Source organism: Streptomyces sp. NBC_00271 (assembly GCF_036178845.1).
GTDB lineage: Bacteria > Actinomycetota > Actinomycetes > Streptomycetales > Streptomycetaceae > Streptomyces.
The window spans coordinates 10,993,493-11,014,943 of record NZ_CP108070.1; the positions used below are offsets into that span (position 1 = coordinate 10,993,493).

Below are 21,451 nucleotides of genomic sequence, written 5' to 3' on the forward strand. Positions count from 1 at the left end.
CGGGCGGTCACGTCAGGCCACGGCTGCCGTAGGGGGCGTAGAGGTCGAGCAACCGGACCCGGGAGGCGTGCAGCCGCTGGGCGACCACACGGCCGACCCAGACAGCGATCGCCCGGCCGAACTCGGCGTCCTCGGCGCACATCGCCCGGACCGCCTCGGCGTCGAACTCCCAGGCCCGCACCGGGCTCATCGCCTCGGCGCCCAGCTGCCAGAGGTATGGCGGGAAATGCCAGGACCAGCCGACCAGTTCGCCGTGACCGAGCGACTCGATGACGGCGGGACGGCGGCCGGGCACGTACAGGTCGAGGGCGACGGTGCCGGTCTGCACGATCCAGAAGCGATCGGCGCGCCGACCCTCCTCGAACAGGCGACTGCCCGCATCGAAGGAGACCTCGCGGGCAAGGCGCATCAGGCGGTCGCGGTGCTCGGTACGCAAGGCCGTGGTCATGGTGGTGGCGGAAGTCATCACACCGGTTCCCTTCATGGTCTCTGCTTCCAGCGTGACCGCGGACAGACCCCGCCACCACAGGCCGCTCGGATCCGATCAGGGCCCTTCGGCCCCTGCGAGCCGGCATCGCCGCCCCCACGCTGGAGGCACCCGACTGGAGGGCAGTCACCATGAGCGTCTCCACGAGCATCGCGGTCGGCGACCCGTTCCAGCACGATGCAAGTGTCGGGCGGGCGGTATTTTCCCGCCACTCTCCCGCCTGCGCGGGCGGGCGCTGAAGAAGCCCTTCCCACCCCGCACCGTCCTTGCGCAGTGCGACCTCGATCCGGGCGGCTGATCAGACTGTGGAACCGCACCGAGCTGACGGTGGTTCTGAAGGCGGTGTACCCCCACCCGAGCCACCCCGGCCGCATCCACCGTCTGGAATGGGACGCCGCCGACCGGCCCAGGGCGCTACGCCGTCGCGGTCGCCGGCACCTTGCTCGGACCAGGTCTGTCACCGTCTGTCGCCGCCGCGGGGGATGTCCTCGTCGCACGGCGCGAGGACGGGATCGTCCGGCACCGGGTCGCCGCGGCACGCGCAGCGACCGACGCGGCCACGGCATGACGAGACGGGAAGGGCCATCCGCTTCTCGCGGATCCGGATTGCGCGGTGCGCGGCTGCGGGCCGCTTCTCCGCGTCTCCAACGGGTCCTTCCCGCCACCACCAGCACATCACGTTCTACCGCCGGTGCAACAGTGCCGTTCGGCCCTAATCCTGCTGCACACACAAGGAGTCGACACCGCGACCACGGCGATTCCCCGCTCCGCAACACAGCCATTCGGCGGGTCCGGCCCGCGCTGCTCACGTTCCTCGGCGGTGTCGGCACGGTCACGGGCAGCGAGTTCTTGGTCGAGAGTGACCATGCGCGGAACCCTCAGCCGGCAGAGGCCGCCCCGACGGCGTCCGCAGGTCCTGAGGACCGGGCCCGCGAGGAGTGCGGGGGCGCGTGTCCACACGGCCGGTCTCCTTCGAATTGTGGGGACCGGGTCAGCGCAGTCGGCGCAGATACGGGTCGTGGGCGTGGCGCGGGAGGAGCCGGGCGCGGGCGTCGAGTGTCGTGACCCCCGTGCGGCACGGCGAGCACTGGGTCGAGGTCGGCATCGGTCAGCTGAGGCAGGTCTGAGGCCATCCGCGAGAGTCGGTGCACTCGGCCGGCGAGAAGTAGCTCTCCTCCTGTGTGAAGTGCGGGCGGAGGACGGTGTGCGGCGCGAGCGAGGGGTCGGGCGGGCCGCCGGGGCCCGGCTCGACGCCCGGCTCGTCATATCCCGCCTGTCCCATCCCACGCGAAGGGCTGCGTGATCGTCCTCGGTGACGAGCACCCTTGGCCGCCCGGTCGAGCTGCCACTTGCGGCTCACGTGCTCCCAGGGCAGCAGATCCTGTTCATCCACCTCTCGGCGATGAGGGCCCATCGGTCCCTTGCATTGGCCTCACCGGCTCATGACGTGCTGCACGGTCTGGGCGAGCGTGAGAAGCAGACACTTCGAAAGCCGCAGGCACCGGCCCCTGGCTCGCGGTGTTCCTGGAGGGAGATGAGTCACCGTGATGTTCTGGTACGACCACAATGTCGGCGGATGGGGCTGGTTCGCCATGTCCGCCGGCACGATCCTCTTCTGGGCCCTGATCATCACCTTCGGCGTCCTCCTGTACCGCGCCCTGGCGAAGCCGGGAAGGAGCAGTGACCGTTCCGACGCCCGGCCTCCTGGGCCGTCGCCCGAGCAGTTCCTGGCAGAACGCTTCGCCCGGGGAGAGATCGACGAGGACGAATACCACCGCCGTCTGACCGTTTTGCGGGAGACCACTGGATGCGGGCCCCGGCCCAGCCAACGCTGACCGGAAGGAGGCAGTCGTGGACGAGGGGCTGTCTGTGGGTGCCCTGATGAACGAGGCGCCGTACTCGATCAGCGAGGACGAGACGCTGCTGTTGGCCTGGGAGGTGGTAGAGCGGTCCGGGCAGCGTCATCTGCCGGTGATCCGCCAGGACGGCTGCTGCGCCGGTGTGCTGGACCGCGCCGAGCTCGCCGTCGCCTGCGCGGACCCCGCGGTGACGTTGTCCTGCCGGACGGTGCGCGACCTCGTGCACCGGCGCCGCACGGTCACGGTCCATCCGGAGGAGTCGACGCTCCGCGCTGCAGCCGTGATGACGGAGGAACACCTGGACGCGCTGCCGGTCACCGACCCGCAAGGCCGACTGACCGGCCTGCTCACGGCGCAGGACTACGTGGCCGCCGCTGCTGGTCTGCACGAGCACACTGAGTCGGCGCAGGAGACGCCGCACGCACGGCCTACGCTGCCCAGGCTGCCACCTCGTCGAAGGGAGCGGGAACACGGTATTCCCATCCCTTGAAGGTGCGCGCCGATCCCATTCAGAGGTTCTCCCGGTGTTTCGGTGGGCAGCGCGCACAGAGGGCAGGCGTTGATTGTCCTCGTGGGGGCTGGTTGGGACGTCTGGTTGTAGCCAGTGCCGAGAGCACTTCGGCAAGACGGACGCGGTGCCGGCCGCCTGCCCCTGCTGCGCCGAGCGTCGTACTTTGCCGTGGTGCGAGTCATGTCCAGGGTCACCTCCGCCGATCGGTCGGGGCTGCTGAGTCCTTCGCCAGAGTGAGGCCTCCGGGTGAGGCTGGAGCCACGGACGGCCGACAGGCGGACAGACTCGCACCTTCTGCAACACGGGAACGAACTGCGGGCTGTCGGCGGCCTGTCCTGCGGTCAGGACGAGCGTCAACGGACGGCACTTTCGGTCCGCGGCGAGATGAACCTTGCTCGTCAGCGTCCATGACCTCCTTGCCGATGCACATCCCGGCGGCGTCGTGATGGGCGCGGGCGGTGGTGGAGTCCACCGCTGACCAGGGACAGATCCGTCCTCCTCTGGCGGGCGGCCTCGGCGATCACGCCTTCCGGCAATGCGGTGAAGACGCCGGCATCCCTCCAGACCCGGAAGCGGCTGTGGACCGTCGCCCACGGACCGAACTCACCCGGCATCTCCCGCCACCGACTGGTGCGCAACCGCCAGACCCCCCTCGAACTGCTTCCGGCAGCCGCTCGGGGTACGGGCCGTATTCACCTCTCGGCAGGAACGGCTCGATCAACTTCGATTGCTTGTGGGTGAGTTGCCTGCCACAGCCACAGTCTCCAGGGTTTGCGGAAGGGGAGTACGAGGTGGCAGCGGAATCGGGGAAGCCGCTCCGAGGCCATGATCCACTTTGCCGAAACTACCGTTGGCTGGTGGCGATGTAGGTGCCGTGCCAGGTGTGGTACCAGACCTGGCCGGTGGAGGCATTGACCGACAGCATGCCAGTGATCTTCCCGTCCCGCATGGTGTGCAGGGTGTAGTAGCCGGGGTAGGGCTCCGGGGCGCCCGCGGTCAGTGTGTTGCCGTGGTCGCGGAGCCACTGCTGGGCGATGCTCCGGGCCTGTGTGGCCGAGACCCGGGCCTGGCTTCGGCTGCCGTAGTGCATGCCGTAGTCGGTGTTCCACATCATCGCGGGCCCGTACTCGATCTGTACGGCCCCGTCGGTGGGGTTGACCAGGGCCTCGGTGGCCGGGTGGCCGTCGGCGGTCCGCAGTTCGGCGTAGAAGTTGCGGGAGAACTGCATGATCTCGCCGACCCGGAGGCCGAGCCGGTCGGCGAACGCCGTCGCCCGCTGGCGGGCCTGGTCGAGGGTCTGTACCCGGGTGCCGTTGCCTGGCAGCCACCAGTTGCCCATCATGCCGTTGCCCATCATGCCGGGCCCCCATGAGCCCCCGCCGCCGCCCATCATGCTGGAACCCGAATTTCCGTTCCACATGTCCGGTCCCCACCCGCTGGTCGGCCCGGCCGGAGAGGGAGTGCCGTCGGGAACGGTCGGTGTGCCGCCGCCCGGCACGGTGGGGCCGACCGAGACGGCGGGCGGAGGACTGGCGGGCACACCGATGGAGGTGCTGCCGTTCCCGCCACACCCGCCGATGGCCACGGCGCCCGCCAGGGCCAGGGCCGCCGCGGCGGCGACACGTGCATTTCTACGGATCATGATCCTCACCTCTGCGGTCGGGTTCCCGTCGACGACCGCCGGACCGGGGCCGCCGACTGTCTGGTTTCCAGCCTTCCGCGGGCAGGTGGCCGGCGTCGTGGGCCGTTCGGCCCACACCCGCCGACGACCGGCACACGAGTTCCGTCACCATGCATCGGATGCGGCACACCAGCGCGAGGAGGACCACGACGACTGGAGCCGCTGGGCGGTCGACGACGCGACGGCGAGGGCCTGCCGTTGGGGTCAGGCCGCAGGCAAGTGCGCTGGGTGCTGTCCGGCCGGAGTGCGCGGGGTCTGGCAGGTACGGCGTGAGCGCGGGTCGACGGCCGGGCGCGGGACACCGGGTGTCTCCCGCCGGATCGGCAGAGCACTCGACGGGCCGGCCGGGCAGACCCGCGAGCATCTCGCCCGTGACCTGCCGACCGCGGGGCCGGAGCAGTTGCGTGGGCTGGAGGGGTGGTCGCAGCTGTACGGCCACCCCTGCCCAGCAGGCCGAAACGACCCCATGCCTGCCGAAAGCCTCATCCGCCGTGGCGGAGGCGGTGTGGGGGATGCGCGGGGGCTCGGGCACTCGACGACGAGCCCCACCGCGCCGATGGCGCCGCACCCCTGAGTCACCCCGGCAGCTGACCGAGGGAGCGCCGTGTGGCGTCGCTCAGCGTGTGCTGCTGGAGCAGTCGCATCAGGTCGTGCGGGGTGACGATTCCCACGAGGCGCCCGCCGTCGACGACCAGGATCCGCATCGCGGTCTGCGTGTGCACCCGTGAGAGAACGTCGTTGAGCAGTTCGTCCGGGGCGGCCAGGGTGAGTTGCGACAGGGGCGTGGCCACGTCGCGTACGCGCACCGTCGCCCGGCTGTCGGTCGGCACGGTGGCGATGGTGCGCATCTGGACGATCCCGGTGGGGCGGGCGTCCAGGTCGAGCAACGGTATCGCCGAGTGACGGGCTCGCAGCGCGACCTCGTCGATGAACCGGTCCACGGTCAGCCAGTCGGATGCCGTGGTCACCGGACTGGACATGGCCTCGGACACCCGCACTCCGCGCAGCACCGTGGTGAGGACGGCCCGTTGTCGTTCGGCGCCGGCGGTGACGGCGATGAACAGGCCGATGAAGGCCAGCCACAGACCGCCGGTCGCCCCGCGCAGCAAGGCCAGCCAGCCGACGGCCATCAGCAGCATCCCGACGACCTGGCCGCCCCGATCGGCCGCCAGCTCGGCGCGGTCGCGCTCCCCGGTGCGCCACCACAGAGCGGCGTGCAGTACGCGGCCCCCGTCGAGCGGCACGGCGGGCAGCAGGTTGAGCACACCGAGCAGCAGGTTGGCCCAGCCCAGCCAGACGAGGAGGGCCGCGGGTACCGCCCAGCCGGAGACGCTGTGCAGGCCCGCTCCCGCGGCGAGGGCGACGCCACCGACGAGGAGGCTGGTCATGGGTCCGCTCGCGGCCACCGCCAGCGCCACCGGGGCGGTGCCGGGCTTACCGGTGCGGGTCATTCCGCCCATGGCCCAGAGGGTCACGTCCTCCACCGGGACGTTGTTCCTGCGGGCGGTGGCCGCGTGCGTGGCCTCGTGCAGCAGCAGGCTCGCCACCAGCAGCACGGCACCGGCCAGGCTCATGAACGTGTACACGATGGTCGACCGGCCGGGAAGCCACGCGGGCAGCGTGTCGTGCCCGAGACCGTATGCGATCAGAACCACCAGCAGCGGCACACTCCAGTGCATGCGCAGCGGCACCCCGAACACCCGGCCGATCTGGAACGAACCCTTCATGGGTGCCGCCGCCCTCGGTCAGTGCGCCGTGAGATGTTCGGAGACCTCGACCACGTCGTCGATCTCCTCGATGGATTCGAGCAGCTCCGGGATGAGCGATCCGTCCACCTCGCCCCTCACGCTGACCACGCCGTTCTCCACGGTCACCTCGAAGGCGTCTGGATCGAGAAGGAAGTCCTGCCGGATGATCCGGGTCTCGATCTCCTCGCGGATCTTCGTGTCGTCGCGCACCAGAGCCCGTACCAGGTCGATCCGGCTCACCACGCCCACCAGCCGGTCCTTGTGATCGACGACCGGTAGCCGCTTGAGGCGCGAACGCGCGGCCAGCCAGGCGGCGTCGGCCACCGTCGTGCCGGGAGCGACCGTGATCGCCGGGGAGGTCATGAGGGTGGCCGCGGTCTCCCCGCGGCCCTTCTCGTACAGGCGGTGCTCCCGGAGCCGGCGAATCGGACCGGGGTGAGGGACCGCCACTTGCGCCGCCGCCTTGGCCAGCAGGTCGGACTCGGAGACCACGCCGATCACCCGGTCGTCGGCGTCGACCACCGGCACGGCGCCGAGGTGCTCACGGGACAGTGTCCGGACGATCTCCAGGAAGGGTGTTTCGCCCGGTACGGAGACGGCCGGCACGCTCATCACCTCGCGCACACGTGGGGTGGCGGGGGCCGACTTGTCCTCGTCGAGGAGGGGTCGCGGCTCCTTCGGGCGAGAGGGGCGAGAAGGCTGCTCGCCGGCGCGCGCCGCGGAAGCGGTGGCCACGGCGCTGAGATAGCGCAGCATCAGGTCCTGACGGTTCTCCTCGCCGGGCCTCCAGCCGAATCCGGGCACGACCTTCCGCGCCTGCCGCTCCACGGAATCACGTTCGAGTCCACTCATGGCAGCCTCCCTGCAGCGTTCGGCCGAACCGTCTACGGGACCAGTCTCATGCCGGTGGAACGGCTGAGCACAGGGCCGGTCGGCCCCGGGTCGGGGACGGGCGGCCCCACTCCGCGAGCTGCGTTCCTCCCTAACGTGGACACTGGACTGGGAGCGACGCGACCGACTCGTAGGAGCACTGTTGTGGCGGGATTCCGGGATTTCCTGATGCGGTTCCGGCCGGTGGGTCTGCCCGGTCCGGCCGCCGCGGGAGGAGTGCCCGCCGACCGGTCGGCCGAGCTCGCCGCCGAGCTGGAGCCGCCCCTCGTACTCCTGGAGGAGACCGAGGCCGAGGCGCGGGCCGTACGGGAGCGGGCGGACGTGGAGGCGACCCGGCGCCGTCGGGCGGCCGAACGGACTGCGAAGGACATCGTCGAACAGGCCCGAGCGCGTGCACCCGTCGTACGGGAGCAGAGCGCCGCCCTGGTGCGCGACGCCACCGAAGCCGAGGCCACGGAGCTGCTCACGGCCGCCGCGCGCGACACCGCTGCCCTGCGGCGCCGGATTGAGCTCCGCACGCCGGCACTCGTGGACCGTCTCGTGGACGCTCTGGCCAAGGAACTGACGGCCCCGGACGACGAGCGCCGGGAAGGGGGTCCGCCGCCATGGGCGCCGGCTGGGTAGCGGGCGTGACGCGGTCCAGGGCCATGCTGTCCAGGTGTCTGGGCGCCGGGGCCCAGAACGTGGCCGGCGCCGCGACACTCGACGACGCGCTGAGGTACCTCGGTGCCACGGCGTACGGGCACGATCTCGGCTCGGAGGCCGACCTGGCCGACGCCCAGCGGGCGGTGTCAGCGACCCTTCTGTGGCATCTGCGGGTGCTCGCCGGATGGCAGCCCCGCGCGGGCGCCACCGCCGTCCGGCACCTCGCCTCCGGATTCGAGATCGCCAACGTGGACGACCACGCACGCGCGCTGTCGGGCGCGACCCCCTCTCCGCCCGCGCGGCGCGCCTACGGACTGGGCGCGTTGGCGACCGCGTGGCCGAGGCTGTCCCGCACCGGCTCGCCGGCCGAGCTGCGCGCCGCCATGGCCGGCTCCGCGTGGGGCGACCCGGGAGGCGACTCCCCGGCCGCCGTCGCCATCGGCATACGGATCGCCGCCGCCGGGCGTACCGCGGCGGCCGTGCCGCCCGCGACGCGCTGGGCGGCCGGCCGGGCCGCCCTGCTGGTGGGCCGCGAAGTATTCCTCGCCGACCGCGCTTTGACGCTGCCGACCGCACACCGCGCCGCCCGGGTACTGGGTTCCAAGGCCGTGGGGGCGGCCTCGTTCGCCGAGTTCCTGCGGCACCTGCCGGCCGCGGCGCGCTGGGCGGTGGACGGCATCGGCACCCCCGCGGATCTGTGGCGGGCGGAGACCCGGTGGTGGTCGCGGTTGCGGCAGGACGGCCTTGAGCTGCTCCACGGCTCCGGCCTCGATTCCTCGCCGGTCGTGGGCGCTGTCGCCGTGCTCTCGGCCGACGCGTGGCGGGTACGGGCCGCTCTCGAACTGGCCGCGCGTGGCGGCGGATCGCTGGAGGTGCTCGATGCCCCGGCCTGAGGTCGCGCGGCCGGTCCGTATGCAGCGCGTCGCGCTCGTCGCGCCGCAGGCGACTTTTCGCGACGCGCTGGTCCGCATCGCCGAGGCGGGCAATGTCGAGATCGACCGGATCGACGACCCGGCACACGCGGCACCGGGTCCGGCCGCCCGCCGTCTTCAGCGACTGCGTCCCCAGTCCGCCGACGCCGTTCTGTGCGCGGCTCCGCCGGACCTCGACGCTCTTGAACAGGCCGGTCGTGCCGACCTGCTGGCGGGCGAGGCACAGCTGGAGGAACGGATCGCCGGCGCGGTACGACGCGGGACCGTGGCGGCCCTCGCAGGCTGGTGCCCGGCCGCCGAGGTGCACCCCACAGCCGCACGGCTCACCGACATCGGAGGCGTCCTGGTGCCGCTGCCGACCCCCGGCGGTACCGACCCTCCGACGCTGCTGCGCTTCGCCGGACCGGTGCGTCGCTCCTTCGCCCCGCTGGTGCGCACCTACGGGACCGTTCCCTACGCGGATGTCGATCCGACCCTGCCCGCGGGGATCGTCTACGTGGTGATGTTCGGCGTGATGTTCGGTGACGCGGGACACGGGGGGCTGTTGCTCCTCGCCGCCCTGCTGCTGTATCTCGGCCGACCCCGCCGGCTCGCGCCGCTGCGGCGGCTGTGGCCGTTCGTGGCCGGAGCCGGGCTGGCCAGCACGCTGGCGGGCATCGCGTACGGGGAGTTCTTCGGTCCGACCGGCGTGCTTCCGGTGCTCTGGCTGAACCCGCTGGACCAGCCGATGCGGCTGCTCGCCGCCGCGGTCGCGCTCGGCGCCGTACTCCTGGCGCTGTCGTATGGAGTGGGGATCGTGAACCGCTGGCGGGAGGGCGGCCCCGCGAACGCCCTGTATGCCGCGTCGGGCATCGCCGGTGCTGCGCTCTTCCTCGGTCTCGCCTTGCTCGTCGCCGGTGCCCACCTGGGCCGCGCCGCCTACGCGCTGGGAGGCGGCGCGCTCGCGCTCACCGGTCTCGCGCTGGCGGGCTCAGGACTGTTCACGGCCTCGGCGGGCGGGGTCGGCGGGGCCGTACAGACCAGCGTCCAGCTCTTCGACGTCGTGGTGCGCATCGGCTCGAACGTGGTCTCCTTCGCACGGTTGGCGGCCTTCGGGCTCACCCATGCCGCGCTGGGCGAGATCGTGTGGCACGGCACGACAGGGCTGGCCGACAGGGGACCGGTGGCACTGCTCATGGCCGTGCTCGTGTTCACCGTCGGCAATGCCCTCGCCTTCGCGCTGGAGGCGCTGGTGGCCGGGGTGCAGGCGCTGCGGCTGGAGTTCTACGAACTGTTCTCCCGGGTCTTCGAGACCCAGGGCCGCCCGTTCCGTCCCTGGCAGGTTCCCGTGCAGCACACACCCGTACCGCACACGGAGGTGGCGTCGTGATCGCCTGGCTCATCGCCCTGCCCGTCGTCGTGGCGGCCTTCCTCGGCACGCGCCTGCTGCTGCAGCGGCGCGGCCGGGCCGCCGTCCGGCTGCTCGTCGGCGCCGACGCGGCTCTGCTCGTCGGCGCACTGGCGCTGCTGACCGTGACCCTGAGCGGCGCCCCCGCCCAGGCATCGGGCAGCCAGGCCGCCGCCCAGACCTCGGGTTCCGGCTCGGCGGCTCTGATCGGGGCCGCGATCGCGGTGGCCGGGGCGTCGATCGGCGCGGCCATCGCGGTCGCCTACACCGGCGCGGCCGCGCTGGCGGCCTTGAGCGAACGGCCCGAGTTGTTCGGGCGGGCGATGGTCATCGTCGGACTCGCGGAGGGCATCGCCATCTACGGCCTCGTCGTCGCGATCATCCTCATCGGGAAGGCGTGACCGTGGGACGCGTGGCAGCCATCGGAGAGCGGACCCGGGTGTCGGGACTGGCCCTGGCCGGTGTGACCGTCCTGGTCGCCGAGGAACCGGAGTCCGTGCACCGGGCGTGGCAGGACCTGCCGCTGGACGTCGCCCTGGTGATCGTCACCCCGGCCGCCGCCGACACCCTCGGCCCCGCGCTGCTGGACGGCGCCCGAACGCTCACAGCTGTACTGCCGGTGCTGCCGGTATGAGGCCCCCGGCCCACGTCGCGGACTCCGCCCTCGAACCGGTGCGGGAGCGGCTGCTGCGCTCGGCCCGCGCGGACGCGGAGGAACTGCTCGCCCGCACGGATCGGGAGACCGAAGCACTGCTGGAGGGCGCCCGGGCCCAGGCCGCCGCGATCCTCGAGGACGCCCGCCGGCAGGGCGAGGCCGACGCGGCTCAAGGCCGTGCCGCGGTGCTCACCAGGGTTCGCAGGACCCTACGAGCCCGCGAACTCGACATCCGGCGGCAGGCCTACGAGGAGTTGTGCCGCAGCACCGCGGAACGGGTCGGGGGACTGCGGCAAAGGCCTGACTACCCGGCCATGCGCGACCGGCTGGCCCGACGTGCCCGGCAGCTCCTCGGACCGGACTGCGAGGTCGCCGAGGACCCCTCGGGAGGCATCGTGGCCCGGGCGCCGGGCCGCCGGGCCGACTGCACCCTGGATGCCCTGGCCGCCCGTGCCCTGGACCGGCTCGGCGCGGAGACGGAGACCCTGTGGGCACCGTGAAGGGCGCGACCGACGCGGTCACCGTCACTCCCGGCGGCGGCCGGGAGCGACCCTGCCGCGTCCTGCGGGTGGCCGGTCCCCTGGTCGAAATGGAGTACGCGGTCGGTACCGCCATGTACGACGTCGTCTCCCTCGGCGAAGCCGGGCTGCCCGGCGAGGTGGTGGCGATCGAAGGAGGCGTGGTCACGGTCCAGGCGTACGAGTACACGGGCGGGCTGGCCCCCGGGCACAGCGCCCGTCCCCGGGGCATGCCGCTGGCCGCCCGCCTCGGCCCCGGTCTGCTCGGCGGGATCTTCGACGGTCTGCTGCGCCCGCTGTCCGGCGGTGGCGACTGGCTTCTCCCTGGTGCCGGCGCGACCGGGGACGGAGGGCGCCGGTGGCGGTTCACTCCCCGGGTGGCCGCAGGGGAACGGGTGTCGCAGGGCGAGACCCTGGGCGAGATCCGGGGAACCGGGCCGGTGCGCCTGCGGACTCTCGTACCGCCCGGTGCCGGCGGCGTGGTGGAGCGGATCGCCCCCGAGGACGTGTTTCCCGAGGACGCGGTCGTGGCCGTCGTCGGAGGCACCGAGGTGCGGATGACCGAGGACTGGCCCATCCGCCGTCCGCGCCCGGTTCGTGAACGCCTCGGTGCGGAGCAGCCGCTGAACACCGGCCAGCGCGCGATCGACCTGCTGTTTCCCGTCGCCCGGGGCAGTACCGTCGCCGTGCCCGGTGGCTTCGGAACCGGCAAGACGCTGCTGCTGCAGCAGATCGCCAAATGGTGCGACGCCGACGTCATCGTCTACATCGGCTGCGGAGAGCGCGGCAACGAGATGGCCGACGTCATCACCGAACTGGCCGCGCTGGAGGACCCAAGGACCGGAGGCCGACTCGCCGATCGCACGGTGACCATCGCCAACACCTCGAACATGCCGATGATGGCCCGCGAGGCGAGCATCTACACCGGCGCCACGGTCGCCGAGTACTTCCGCGACATGGGACTCGACGTCGTGGTCATCGCCGACTCGACCTCCCGCTGGGCCGAGGCACTGCGCGAGTTCGCCTCGCGCACCGGCGCGCTGCCCGCAGAAGAGGGGTATCCGGCGGGCCTGGCCTCGGCGATCGCCGCCTTCTACGAACGGGCCGGTGCGGTGACCACGCTCGGAGGCGCCCGGGGTTCGGTGACCGTGATCGGCGCGGTCTCCCCGCCCGGCGGAGACATGACCGAACCGGTCACCGCCCACACCGAACGGTTCGTACGCTGCCTGTGGACCCTCGACCGTGAACTCGCCTACGCCCGCCATTACCCGGCGGTGTCCTGGGCGGGATCCTTCTCGCGCGACGCGCAGATCCTCGCCCCGGGCCACACGGCGGCCGGCGACGCCGACTGGTCCTCCCGGCGTGCCAGGGCCGCCGGCCTGCTGGCCGAGGCCGACCGGCTGGCCGACCTCGTCGACCTGATCGGCATCACCGCGCTTCCCGACCAGGAGCGGGTCAGCGTGCTCGCCGGACGGCTGATGCGTGAGGGCGTCCTCCAACAGAGCGCGCTCTCCGCTCAGGACTCCTACTGCGGTGCGGACAAGAGCGCGGCGCTCGTCGAGGCGGTGCTCGCGGTCGTCGACCGGTGCCGAGAGCTCGTCGACGCCGGCGTGCCCGCCGCGGTCGTGGAGGAGGTGGACTTCGGACCTCTGCTGCGCGCCCGCGAGGACGCCGGACCGAACGACGCCGCGGTCGTGGCGACTCGACGGAAGACCATGCTCGCCACGCTCACCGGGCTCACCGCGCTTCACGGGACGGCGACGGACGGGGAGGAAGACGGGGTGGAGGGGGAGAGGGCGTGACCGGTTGGGGCGAGGTCGAATACACGGCGATCCGCGAACTGCGCGGCCCGCTCGCCGTCGTCGACGGGGTGACCGGGGTCGGCTGGGACGAGTTCGTCCGGATCACGCTCGACTCCGGGGAGCAGCGGCACGGCCTCGTACTGGAGGTGGACCGCGGACTCGCCGTGGTGCAGGTCCTGGAGGACACCACAGGCATGGATCCGGCGCGGGTCAGGATGGCCTTCGCCGGAGGGCCGTTGCGCATCCCGGTCGGTGCCGGCTGGCTGGGCCGGGTCTGCAACGGACGTGGTGAACCGATCGACGGTGGGCCGCCGGTCTTCGGGGCCTCCACCGCGGCGGTGGGCGGGAATCCGATCAACCCGGTGCGGCGTGAACCGCCGGCGGACCCGGTGCTCACGGGCGTCGGAGCCGTGGACGCGCTGACCACCCTCGTACGAGGCCAGAAGCTGCCGGTGTTCTCCGTCGCGGGCCTGCCGCACCTGGAGCTGGCCGCGCAGATCGCGGCCCAGTCCACGGCGGCCGGAGAGGCCTTCAGCGTCGTCTTCGCCGGAATGGGACTCACCCACGCGGACGCGTCCTTCGTCCGCGACGCCCTGGAGCAGCGGTCCGCCGCCGGAGAACTGGTCCTCCTGCTCAACACCGCCGACGACCCGGTCATCGAACGGATCCTCACCCCCAGGATCGCGCTCACGGTCGCGGAACACCTCGCCTTCGACATGGGCAGGCACGTGCTCGTGGTCATGACCGACATGACCAGCTACGCCGAGGCACTGCGCGAAGTCTCCGCGGCGCGCGGCGAGATCCCCGCCCGCCGCGCCTACCCCGGCTATCTCTACAGCGACCTCGCCTCCCTCTACGAACGCTGCGGACGCATCCGCGGCCGGCCCGGCTCCGTCACCGTCCTCCCGGTGCTCACCATGCCCGCCGGTGACATCACCCATCCGGTCTCCGACCTCACCGGCTACATCACGGAGGGGCAGATCGTGCTGTCCCGCGAGACGCACGCGCAGGGCGTCTATCCACCCGTGGACGCCCTGTCCTCGCTCTCCCGCCTGATGCGCAAGGGCGCTGGTCCCGGCCGTACCCGGCCCGACCACCTCGATGTCGCCGCGCAGATGCTCGCCGCCCTGGCCCGTGCCCGGCAGGTACGTGAGTTCGCCGACCTGGTCGGGCAGACCGCGCTGAGCCAGGCCGACCGCCGGTACCTCGAATTCGACGAGGCCTTCCTGCGGCGCTTCGTGGACCAGCGGCGCGACGAACTGCGGACCCTCGACGAGACGTTGGAAAGCGCCTGGCGGGTGCTGCTCACCCTGCCCCGCGGTCAGCTCGCCATGCTGCCGCCCGCGCTGCTGGACGCGCACGGCGCGGAGCGGGGGTGAACGCGGTGGCCCCCATCCGTACTCCGCCCGGGCGTGCCGGCCGGCAGCATCTGCTGCACCGCCTGGCCGTCGCCGCGCGGGGAGCCGACCTGCTGGAGAAGAAGCTTCGTGTCCTGCGCACGGAACACCAGCGCCTCGTACAGGCCGAGGAGGCCTGCGCGGCCGCCTGGCGGGAGCGGCTGGGGGAGGCCGAGACCTGGTTGTCGCGCGGGCTCGTCCTGAGCGGGGAGCACGCCCTCTACGCGGCGGCGGCCGGTCTCGCTCCGGCGGACGTCACCGTCCGCTGGACCGCGTCCATGGGAGTGCGTCGCCCCTCGGGGATCTCGTGCACGGTCCCCGCACGCCCGACGAGCGCAGCCACACCGGGCAACACCGCCCTGGTCCACGCCGAGGCCGCCTACCGGCTAGCGGTACGGGCCGCCGCCGACCACGCCTGCGCACGGGCAGCCGCGCGCATCGTCGGCGCGGAGGTGGCGAGCACGAGTCGGCGGGTCCGCGCGCTCCGGCGCCATTGGATCCCGCGCCTGCAGGAGGCACTGGCCCACGTGGACCTCGCTCTGGAGCAGAGCGAGCACGAGGACTCGGTCCGGCGGCGGTGGGCCGCTCAGGTCCTGAAGGGAATGGAACGGCCGACCGAGCGGGATGGACCGTCCGAAGACCGAAGTGCCCGGCGCTGAACGCGCGTGCCTCGTCTGGGCCATGACGTGTGCCTCGTCCGGGTCATGGAAGGTGTCGTGGACGTCGAGTGCCGAGCCGACCTTCAGGGCTGGATGTCGAGTACCTCCGGTACCGGGCGGCGTGGTGTGCCGGGGCCCCCGGGCCCGTAGCCGAGGCGAAGAACCATCTGTACGTGGGCGGAGCCCGACAACGGGTCTCGCAGTGGCCAGCGCAGGTCCGGCCATTCCAGGGCCTGAGTGACGAACGAGCTGGACAGACCTTCGAGGTTGGCCAGCAGCAGCACGTGCTGCATGGCCTGCCCGGCACGCAGCCAGTCCTCCGGGCGGTCGCGAGAGGTGCTGAGGAGGGCGAGTTGGGGGGAGCGTTCGAATGCGGTCGCGGTGCGGCCCGCCACTGACCTGGCGCCCGCGAAATCGCGCACCGGAGCCTTGCCGCCGCGCTTACGCGGCCCGAAGGCGTACTCCGGGACCCCGTCAGCGGCCGACATCACCGATGGGGTGCCGATACGGGTCCAGGTGGCCAGGTCCTCGTCGCTGCCGCGATCGGTCCGATTGCGTGCCTCGGCCTCCTCGACGAGTTCCAGCACCTCCTGCAGATGCCATGCGGTGGCGAAGGACAGTGACGCCCCCTCCAGATGGGCGGCGTCGCTCAGTGCCGTCCGCACGGCCTCGGGTATCTCCGTCTCCTCGAACGGGAAACGACTGCTGTGTCGCTGGTGGATCGCCGGATACAGCGCGGCGAGGTCGCTCTCGCTGCTTCCGAACCCGGTCAGTTGTACGGTCGCGAGCAGGGCGGGGTCGGCGAGGTCGGGCAGCAGCAGGGTCGCCGGGTACCAGCCCCCGTGGGCGACCGAGACCCGCAGGTTGAGCAGCGCGGCGCCGCAGCCGAGGTGGAGGGCGCGGGTGTCCGGGTCGCTGTGGGGCATGGCTCGGGCGAGATCGGCGCGCACATGGAACGTGCGGCTGCCCTCGAAGTAGCTGAACCGCCACGGCTGTGCGTTGTGCATCGACGGCGCGGCCGTGGCGTCGCGGACCAGGGTCGCCACACGCTCCGGCGAGAGTGCTCGTTGGCTCACCGGTGCCTCCATTCACAGATCGGCGAACCCTTCGGCGGGGCCCGCTCCTGGACTGTCGCGGGACGCTCGGGGCGAAACGCCCGCAGGCAGAAGCGCGGTCAGTGCCCGCTCCGATCGGACGGACTGATGCGACGCCCCGTGAGCTGTGTGGGCCTGATCGACACCCACAGCTCGCGTTCGCCCCCCGCCCATGGCTTGCTGTGGGCATGATCGGCCAGCCGTCGCACCGCCTCGGGCTCGGTGACCGCCCGGGCGGGACCGACGGCCAGCACACTCCAGCCCTGGCTCATGGCCTCGTCCACATGGTCGACCTCGAAGGCGACGTCCGTTCCCACGGCTGCCGCCGGGGCCGAGTTCGGCGCGGTCCGGAAGACGATCGCGTCGTCGACGACCTCGTAGTTCACCGGAACGACCGCCGGGCCGCCGGGGGTCGACACCGCGACACGCCCCAGGCCGTGTGTGGAGAGCCGGGCGCGACACTCGTCCGGGCTGAGGTCCCGCAGCTGGGGATCGAGGAGTGCCTGGCCCCGGCCGGGCGGGAGATCGATTCCGCTCCCGCGCAGCGCCGCGACGGACGTGCCCAGCGCGGCGGCCAGCCTGATGAGACTCGCCAGGCTCGGGTCGGCCGACCGCTCTTCGAGGTAGGCCAGGTACTGCGGCGCCATTTTGGCGCGCCGGGCTGTCTCCGCCCGGGTCAGTCCCTGTCGCCGGCGTTCGGCGGCCACGCGGCGGCCGATGTCACCGGCGTGGGACGCCCCCTCCGGCGGTGGCGTGTCGGACCCGGCACCCGTCCGCTGACGGGCCTCGTCCGAGCTCGGCCGGGAACCCACGTCAGGGGAAACCGGGTCAGGGCTCCTCCCTGTCCCGTGTTCGAGGTGACGGATGTGCGCGTCGGGTCCGGGGAACACGAGCGTCACCTCGTCCGTGTCCGACCAGTGCACGTCGTAGGGAGGGGTTCCGTCCTCGTGATGGAGCCCCACGATTTCGCCGTCGCGCCTGGTGGCGCCGTTGGCCGGGCTTTCGACAACGAGTTGATCGCCGAGGTGAGCTCGCATGGTCGCCGCCCCTTCCTCAGAATGGTGCTGTACCCAACGTGCCACGCGCACAGGCCCGCCGCATGGCCCGAACAGCCCGACCAGGGGTGCCGAACGGACTGTTCTCCGGCCGACCGGCCCCTCAAGAGCTGTCGAGGGCGCCGCACCCGGTGGCGGCCGGTTCCAGACACTGCGGGGCATCGTCAGCCGCGGCGACGGCTGCGGATATTTTTGCGGCGCGACGACGCCATCCGTGACGAGAAGACCGGGGACGCGCTGCGGCGGGCGCGCCCGGCCCAGCTTCCTCCGGGGTGACGATCGAGGTGTGTGAGGGGCAGTTGACCCTGGGCGGATCCGTCGAGGTCCAAGGCCGGTCTGATCCCGGGCATCGAGCGGCGGTGACGGAGCGTTGACGGCGTCGTCTCGGTCTCTGAGCACATCGCCTGCCGGAACGACGACTCACGCTCCCCGGGCACATGAGATCGAGGTGGATGTCCGTCGTCGCCGGGCACCGGGCGTGTGCGTGGCCCGGGTCTACGCGAGCCCGCTGCGCCGACGTCCGTCACACGGGCCATCCAGCTGCCGGTCGAGGACTTCGCCCGGTGCCGGGCGCGCCCAAGCCCTTGATGTCGCGCTCGGCGGTGCTGACCAGTTGCTGGCCGAGGTCGTGCATGGCCCTGCCCGCCGCGAGTTCGTCACCGATCTCGGGCACCTCGGCGTCCGCGGGGTTGCAGCGCGCCGCCCCGTGGCCGGTGAGGGTCGTGGTCCCGGTGTTGACAACGACACGTGCCTTGGTCGTTCCCTCGTCGTCCTCGGAGAGGTAGAGGCGAACCTTCCATTCCACCGTATGCAGCATCATTTTCTCCTTACCTTCGTACGGACCGGTCCGGTCCGGATGGAACTCGCCCGGAATGCCGGCGATCACCGGTCGTCCTGGCCAGGTCTCTTCCTCGACGCGGTGTCGGACGCGGTCGGTGAGGTCACCTGGCTGAGCACGTATGTTTCGAACAGCTGGGCCTGCGGGAGCGGAGCGGTCACCTCCAGCAGGGGCTCTCCCGTGAGAACGATCCGTCCTTCCGGCACCACTCGGACCTGTCCGGTGAACTCAAGGCCGAGCAGCGTGTCCACGTCGGCGGGCGGACGGTGCCGCACGGTGGCGAAGGCGTCGGCGTCCTCGGCGCCGATCCGGAAGCCGGACAGGAAATCCAGCGCCGATTCCAGGCCCGTACCGACGAGGAAGCCGCGGTCGGACGGCAGGTTGCGGACGCAGAGGCTGAAGGTCGCCGGTCCGGTCGTCGCCTCCCGCAGAGGGGACACCGCCACCCTCACTTCGTACAGATCGGTGGTCGTCGCATCGGGCATCGACGCCAACTCCTCGCCGCCGGTGGGGGCTTCACCCAAGCACTGGCGCAGGCGCGCGGACCGACCGGGTTCGCCCACGAGTGGGCCCGGCTTCACGCGGGCGGTCCCGCTCCGTTCCCCACCACGGTCGAACGGCGGCGAACCCCGGTCATAGGGCCGAAGGTCCCCGGCGGGCGGCCATCCGGGCCACGCACCGGCGGGACTCACCCCTACGACCCGTCGCACCGGAGAGTCCGCATGCGCCGCGAGCGGATTTCGGGTACTCCTCGGATGAAAGGTGTGAGAGGCAACCGTGTTCGGCGCGTCGGCGCGGACGATCGAGCAGTGGGCAAGTGGACCCGCTCACGGTCATTCCGGTTTCTTACGAGACGAAGGTAGTCGCCATGGAGCCAGTGGTCACCGTGGGCCTCGACGGCTCACCCGAGAGTCTTGCCGCCGCCCACTGGGCAGCCGACGAGGCCGAGCGGCGTCGGCTCTCGCTGCGTCTCTTGCACGCATGGCCCCTGCTGGCGCCGGAACCGCCCCGTGCCCCCGCGGAGGTGGATCAGAACTACTGGGCGAAGAGGATCGTGCACAACGCGCGGGCGGAGCTCCAGGCGAGCCACCCGGGCCTCTCGATCGTCGGCAATCTGGTCGCCGAAGACGCCCAGGACGCCCTGCTGCAAGCGGCATCGGAGTCGGAGATGACCGTGCTCGGCTCGCGCGGGATCGGGGCCGTCGGGAGTTACTTCCTGGGTGACATCAGCATGCCCGTCGTGGCACGGGCCGATCGCCCGGTGGTCCTCGTGCGCGCGGAAACCCGCGAAGCGGGGTCACGGCCCGCGCCGGGTAAGGCGGGTGGCGTAGTCGTGGCTCTGAAACTGCACGGTCCATCCGACGACCTGCTCGAATTCGCCTTTGTCAGTGCCGCGGCGCGGGGTGTCCCGCTTCGAGCCCTCCACGGCCGGAGCCTGCCGCTTCACGCGCACGTGCCCTGGGGTACGGACCACGCCGTCACCGAAGAGATCACGCAGGACGCGCAGAAGCACCTGAGTCTGGCCCTGCGCGCCTGGCGCGAGAAGTTCCCAGGCGTGGAGGTGGAAGACCACGTCGCACTCGAAAGCCCTGCCAAGGCCGTGATGCAGGCCGCCGACGGCGCCGGGCTGCTGGTCGTGGGCCGACGCAAGCACGTCCCCGGACCGGCACCACGCCTGGGCCCCGTGACGCAGGCCGCTGCCCATCACGCGCGCTGCCCGGTCGCCGTCGTCCCCCATGACTGAGCCGGGCGGCCCGCGTGCGGAGGTGCGTGAGACCCATACCGCCGTGGTGTTCTTCGTCGGCGACCGCGCCTACAAGGTCAAGAAACCGGTCGACCTCGGGTTCCTGGACCACACCACCGTGGTGGCGCGCCGGGCCACCTGCGAGCGGGAAGTCGCGCTGAACCGTCGCTTCGCCCCCGACGTCTATCTCGGCCTGGGGGAATTCCACAGCCCGGAGACGGACATGCCCGAACCCCTCGTCGTGATGCGCCGTATGCCGGCGGAGCGTCGCCTTTCCCGGCTGGTGAGGGAGGGCATGGACGTTGACGAGGCCGTGCGGGCCGTGGCCCGGTTGCTCGCCACCCGGCACGCCGGCGCCACCCGTACCCGGGACGTGGACGAGCAGGGAACCCGGGATGCCCTCGCGGCACGATGGGAAGCGAACTTCGCAGAGGTTCGGGCATTGGCGGACGACGGTCTCGTGCCCGAGGGCGTGGAGGACGTCGAGCGACTCGTGCGCCGCTATCTCGTCGGCCGAAAACGGCTGTTCGACATGCGCATCGAACAGGGGCGGGTGGTGGACGGGCACGGCGACCTGCTCGCCGACGACATCTTCTGCCTCGACGACGGCCCACGCGTCCTGGACTGTCTGGAGTTCGACGACCGGCTGCGCTACGTCGACGGCCTCGACGACGCCGCCTTCCTCGCCATGGACCTGGAACAGCTCGGTGCCCCGGAGACGGCGGCACTCTTCCTCGCCGCGTACAGCGAGTACTCCGGCGACCCGGCGCCGCCCTCCCTCCGTCACCACTACGTCGCCTATCGCGCGTTCGTGCGTGCCAAGGTCGCGCTCATCCAGGCGCGCCAGGGCGCGCCCGGCGCGGAGGGGGCCGCACGTCGACTGATCGCGACGGCCCTGCGGCACCTTCGTACGTCCGCTGTCGGCCTGACGCTCGTCGGCGGGCTTCCGGGCAGCGGGAAGTCCACGCTCTCCGGCGCCCTCGCGGACCGGCTGGGCGTCACCCTGCTCAGCAGCGACCGCGTCCGCAAGGAGCTGGCGGGCATCCCGGCCGAGGAGTCCGCGTCGGCGGGGTACGGCGAGGGCCTGTACACACCGGAGTGGACCGACAAGACCTACGCGGCCCTGCTCGATCGCGCGTCCGCCCTGCTGGCCGACGGCGAGTCCGTCGTCCTGGACGCCACCTGGACCGGCGCGAGGCAGCGCGAAGCCGCCCTGCGCATGGCCGAACAGGCAGGCGCCGACCTCGTGGCCCTGCACTGCCAGGTTCCGGGTGATGTCGCGGCGGCCCGCCTGACCACCCGCGCACGCGGAGCATCCGACGCCGACCTCGACGTGGCCGCCACGATGGCGACCACGGAACCGCCCTGGCCAGAAGCCGTCGTCATCGACACGAGAGGCCCCCTGGAGGCCGCGGTGGTCCGGGCGCTGGCGGCGGTACGCCCTTACGCCACCAGCCAGGCCCCGGTCTTCCGGCGCCCCTACATGGAGCCGGACTGAAGAGGTGACCCGGAGGACCCAGTGGCTGAGGCGCTGGACGAGGTCGTACA

Annotated in this window: 20 protein-coding genes and 4 pseudogenes; 13 read left to right on the forward strand and 11 right to left on the reverse strand. The window is 72.0% G+C overall.

Annotation, left to right across the window (positions count from 1 at the left end; genetic code table 11):
* Window positions 1-7: 7 nt before the first annotated feature.
* Window positions 8-466, reverse strand: coding sequence for a Crp/Fnr family transcriptional regulator (locus tag OG798_RS50150; protein ID WP_328759562.1), 459 nt, complete (start codon window positions 464-466; stop codon window positions 8-10).
* Between the two features lie 1,012 nt (window positions 467-1,478).
* Window positions 1,479-1,638, reverse strand: a pseudogene (locus OG798_RS56840) (acetate--CoA ligase family protein); the annotation flags it as partial.
* A gap of 396 nt (window positions 1,639-2,034) precedes the next feature.
* Here OG798_RS56840 and OG798_RS50155 point away from each other — a divergent pair.
* Together OG798_RS50155 and OG798_RS50160 are read left to right on the forward strand one after the other, a co-directional pair.
* Window positions 2,035-2,322 (forward strand): SHOCT domain-containing protein, encoded by a 288-nt coding sequence (locus tag OG798_RS50155; RefSeq protein ID WP_328760192.1) that lies wholly within the window; start codon window positions 2,035-2,037, stop codon window positions 2,320-2,322.
* 16 nt (window positions 2,323-2,338) lie between these two features.
* A complete protein-coding gene (locus tag OG798_RS50160) occupies window positions 2,339-2,836 on the forward strand; it encodes a CBS domain-containing protein (RefSeq protein WP_328759563.1) in 498 nt (165 codons plus the stop codon).
* Between the two features lie 270 nt (window positions 2,837-3,106).
* Here the strand turns inward: OG798_RS50160 and OG798_RS56845 are convergent.
* The 5 genes and pseudogenes from OG798_RS56845 to OG798_RS50180 form a co-directional block, all read right to left on the reverse strand.
* Window positions 3,107-3,259 (reverse strand): annotated as a pseudogene (locus OG798_RS56845) (IS5/IS1182 family transposase); the annotation flags it as partial.
* A gap of 21 nt (window positions 3,260-3,280) precedes the next feature.
* Window positions 3,281-3,578 (reverse strand): annotated as a pseudogene (locus OG798_RS56850) (transposase); the annotation flags it as partial.
* Between the two features lie 123 nt (window positions 3,579-3,701).
* A complete protein-coding gene (locus OG798_RS50170; RefSeq protein WP_328759564.1) occupies window positions 3,702-4,499 on the reverse strand; it encodes a hypothetical protein in 798 nt (265 codons plus the stop codon).
* A gap of 614 nt (window positions 4,500-5,113) precedes the next feature.
* The gene (locus OG798_RS50175; RefSeq protein ID WP_328759565.1) at window positions 5,114-6,265 is read right to left on the reverse strand and encodes a site-2 protease family protein; all 1,152 of its coding nucleotides are present in this window, start codon (window positions 6,263-6,265) and stop codon (window positions 5,114-5,116) included.
* A gap of 18 nt (window positions 6,266-6,283) precedes the next feature.
* A complete protein-coding gene (locus OG798_RS50180; RefSeq protein ID WP_328759566.1) occupies window positions 6,284-7,138 on the reverse strand; it encodes a CBS domain-containing protein in 855 nt (284 codons plus the stop codon).
* Between the two features lie 183 nt (window positions 7,139-7,321).
* On the opposite strand from OG798_RS50180, the gene OG798_RS50185 reads away from it, so the two are divergent.
* Genes OG798_RS50185 through OG798_RS50225 form a run of 9 tightly spaced genes read left to right on the forward strand, consistent with a single transcriptional unit; the run spans window position 7,322 to window position 15,172 of the window.
* The gene (locus tag OG798_RS50185) at window positions 7,322-7,801 is read left to right on the forward strand and encodes a hypothetical protein (RefSeq protein WP_328759567.1); all 480 of its coding nucleotides are present in this window, start codon (window positions 7,322-7,324) and stop codon (window positions 7,799-7,801) included.
* Window positions 7,802-7,806: 5 nt separating this feature from the next.
* Window positions 7,807-8,715 carry a hypothetical protein gene (locus tag OG798_RS50190; RefSeq protein ID WP_328759568.1) on the forward strand — a complete coding sequence of 303 codons (909 nt, stop codon included), beginning with the start codon at window positions 7,807-7,809 and terminating at the stop codon, window positions 8,713-8,715.
* The gene (locus OG798_RS50195) at window positions 8,702-10,123 is read left to right on the forward strand and encodes a V-type ATPase 116kDa subunit family protein (RefSeq protein WP_328759569.1); all 1,422 of its coding nucleotides are present in this window, start codon (window positions 8,702-8,704) and stop codon (window positions 10,121-10,123) included. Before OG798_RS50190 ends, OG798_RS50195 begins: the two co-directional genes overlap by 14 nt.
* Window positions 10,120-10,542 carry an ATP synthase subunit C gene (locus tag OG798_RS50200; protein WP_266639527.1) on the forward strand — a complete coding sequence of 141 codons (423 nt, stop codon included), beginning with the start codon at window positions 10,120-10,122 and terminating at the stop codon, window positions 10,540-10,542. The genes OG798_RS50195 and OG798_RS50200 overlap by 4 nt, the downstream gene beginning before the upstream one ends.
* 11 nt (window positions 10,543-10,553) lie before the next feature.
* Window positions 10,554-10,775 (forward strand): V-type ATP synthase subunit F, encoded by a 222-nt coding sequence (locus tag OG798_RS50205; RefSeq protein WP_266639526.1) that lies wholly within the window; start codon window positions 10,554-10,556, stop codon window positions 10,773-10,775.
* Window positions 10,772-11,296 (forward strand): V-type ATP synthase subunit E, encoded by a 525-nt coding sequence (locus OG798_RS50210; protein WP_328759570.1) that lies wholly within the window; start codon window positions 10,772-10,774, stop codon window positions 11,294-11,296. The genes OG798_RS50205 and OG798_RS50210 overlap by 4 nt, the downstream gene beginning before the upstream one ends.
* Entirely contained in the window at window positions 11,284-13,116 is a 1,833-nt protein-coding gene (locus tag OG798_RS50215; RefSeq protein ID WP_328759571.1) for a V-type ATP synthase subunit A, read from the forward strand. The genes OG798_RS50210 and OG798_RS50215 overlap by 13 nt, the downstream gene beginning before the upstream one ends.
* Window positions 13,113-14,495, forward strand: a complete 1,383-nt coding sequence (locus tag OG798_RS50220) for a V-type ATP synthase subunit B (RefSeq protein ID WP_328759572.1) — start codon at window positions 13,113-13,115, stop codon at window positions 14,493-14,495. The genes OG798_RS50215 and OG798_RS50220 overlap by 4 nt, the downstream gene beginning before the upstream one ends.
* On the forward strand, window positions 14,492-15,172 hold the full coding sequence (locus OG798_RS50225; RefSeq protein ID WP_266639524.1) for a V-type ATP synthase subunit D: 681 nt from the start codon (window positions 14,492-14,494) through the stop codon (window positions 15,170-15,172). The genes OG798_RS50220 and OG798_RS50225 overlap by 4 nt, the downstream gene beginning before the upstream one ends.
* Window positions 15,173-15,255: 83 nt before the next feature.
* Here the strand turns inward: OG798_RS50225 and OG798_RS50230 are convergent, their stop codons facing one another.
* The 4 genes and pseudogenes from OG798_RS50230 to OG798_RS50245 all read right to left on the reverse strand — a co-directional run.
* Window positions 15,256-16,248 carry an Acg family FMN-binding oxidoreductase gene (locus tag OG798_RS50230; RefSeq protein WP_328759573.1) on the reverse strand — a complete coding sequence of 331 codons (993 nt, stop codon included), beginning with the start codon at window positions 16,246-16,248 and terminating at the stop codon, window positions 15,256-15,258.
* Window positions 16,249-16,346: 98 nt separating this feature from the next.
* Entirely contained in the window at window positions 16,347-17,303 is a 957-nt protein-coding gene (locus tag OG798_RS50235; protein ID WP_328759574.1) for a pyridoxamine 5'-phosphate oxidase family protein, read from the reverse strand.
* A 541-nt stretch (window positions 17,304-17,844) separates the two neighbouring features.
* Window positions 17,845-18,138 (reverse strand): dsRBD fold-containing protein, encoded by a 294-nt coding sequence (locus OG798_RS50240; protein ID WP_266645625.1) that lies wholly within the window; start codon window positions 18,136-18,138, stop codon window positions 17,845-17,847.
* Window positions 18,139-18,251: 113 nt separating this feature from the next.
* A pseudogene (locus OG798_RS50245) lies at window positions 18,252-18,644 on the reverse strand (nicotinate phosphoribosyltransferase); the annotation flags it as partial.
* A 383-nt stretch (window positions 18,645-19,027) separates the two neighbouring features.
* Here OG798_RS50245 and OG798_RS50250 point away from each other — a divergent pair.
* Together OG798_RS50250 and OG798_RS50255 are read left to right on the forward strand one after the other, a co-directional pair.
* A complete protein-coding gene (locus OG798_RS50250) occupies window positions 19,028-19,903 on the forward strand; it encodes a universal stress protein (protein ID WP_328759575.1) in 876 nt (291 codons plus the stop codon).
* Between the two features lie 22 nt (window positions 19,904-19,925).
* A complete protein-coding gene (locus tag OG798_RS50255) occupies window positions 19,926-21,401 on the forward strand; it encodes a bifunctional aminoglycoside phosphotransferase/ATP-binding protein (protein ID WP_328759576.1) in 1,476 nt (491 codons plus the stop codon).
* The last annotated feature ends 50 nt before the right edge of the window (window positions 21,402-21,451 follow it).